Consider the following 1,424-nt stretch of genomic DNA (forward strand, 5'->3'; position numbering starts at 1 on the left):
GTAAAGGCTATGAACTGCGGTATGCACATTTAAGCAGCCGGAGTGTATCTGCAGGAGCATCCGTCACGAAAGGTGATGAGATAGGGCTTGTAGGAAATACTGGAAATTCTACAGGAAGCCATCTTCACATTGAACTTCTGAAAAATGGAGAGCGGTTAAACCCGATCTTTTATCTGGAAACAGGAGAAGGGGCAGGATTTGGCGGCAATGAATATACCAGTGAAGCAGCACAGCGTTTGTTAAATGAAGCAGCGAGATATCTTGGGACACCGTATGTGTGGGGTGGATATTCGCCAAGTGGATTTGACTGTTCTGGATTCGTAAGTTACTGCCTGACACATTCAGGTGTAAGGAATACAGGAAGATTAACGGCACAGGGATTGTATGACATTTGTACGCCGGTATCTCAGTCAGAAGCACAGCCAGGAGATCTGATCTTCTTTACAGGTACTTACGATGCAGGAGTTCCGGTAACGCATATCGGAATCTATGTGGGCAATGGTCAGATGATCCATTGTGGGCATCCGGTGCAGTATACGTCCATCAACTCTCCATACTGGCAGAGTCATTTCTATGGATTCGGACGATGGTAAGGAAAAGGGCGGTGTAACAGCCGTCCGGAAAGGAGAAGCGATGAAAAGTCTTGAAAAAGCAACGGCAGATTATGAGAAAGCCAAGGAAAAAATGGAAGCATCCAAAGCCAGATATGAAGCAGATTTAAAGCGTTTCAAGGCTGCGGAGATAGCAAAAACAGAAGCGGAAAATCTGGAAATTGTAAAAATTATCCGTGCAATGGATATGAGCATTCCAGAGCTGGAAGCTTTCAAAAAGAGAATGAAAAATGAACTGCCCGGCAGGGTAGAAATACAGAAGGAGGAAACAAGGTCTGATGATGAATTTAGAGAAGATGAAACAGAAGAAATCTAAAAATAGCGTGAAAAAAGGATTGCTTGCGGCAACAACGATTCTTTGCTTGACATCGCCTATGTTGCAGACACAGAGTGTGTTAGCGGCAGAGAATACAGCACCCGCAATTACGATTGAAAAGCCAGATGGCTGGAGACAGGGGGAAACGGCAGTCGCAATTACTGTGGATGCCAGTCATATGCCAGAAGGATTTTCTATCACAAAAATTGAAGCGAAAGCTGGGAAAGACGGAAGCTGGCAGGATGTGACAGGGAATGGAAGTATTTCCATTACTGGTAATCAGACGGTCTATGTGCGTGTGACAGATGGTGAGGGGAAGGTCTATGAGCAGAATCGCTCTATTAAATGTTATGACACAGAAAAGCCTACGCTTTCTGCATCTCTGACAGATGGTGTACTGACGATTCAGGGAAATGATACCGTTTCCGGCATTACTTCTGTGACAGTTAATGGCACCACTTATACAGATCTGAAGGATGGAATGCTGAGAGTGCAAC

The 1,424-nt window shown here is 44.9% G+C and carries 2 protein-coding genes and 1 pseudogene; all 3 read left to right on the forward strand.

The annotated features are described in order from the left end of the window. The coding region (locus G5B06_RS18515; RefSeq protein WP_173772718.1) for a C40 family peptidase at window positions 1–593 on the forward strand (593 nt) is incomplete at its 5' end. Beyond that, window positions 574–927: a DUF4315 family protein gene (locus tag G5B06_RS18520; RefSeq protein ID WP_227163109.1), complete on the forward strand. Its 354-nt coding sequence runs from the start codon at window positions 574–576 to the stop codon at window positions 925–927. The genes G5B06_RS18515 and G5B06_RS18520, both read left to right, overlap by 20 nt. Continuing rightward, window positions 890–1,424, forward strand: a pseudogene (locus tag G5B06_RS18525) (hypothetical protein); the annotation flags it as partial. The gene G5B06_RS18520 and the pseudogene G5B06_RS18525, both read left to right, overlap by 38 nt.

The organism is Blautia luti, assembly GCF_013304735.1.
Classification (GTDB): domain Bacteria; phylum Bacillota; class Clostridia; order Lachnospirales; family Lachnospiraceae; genus Blautia_A.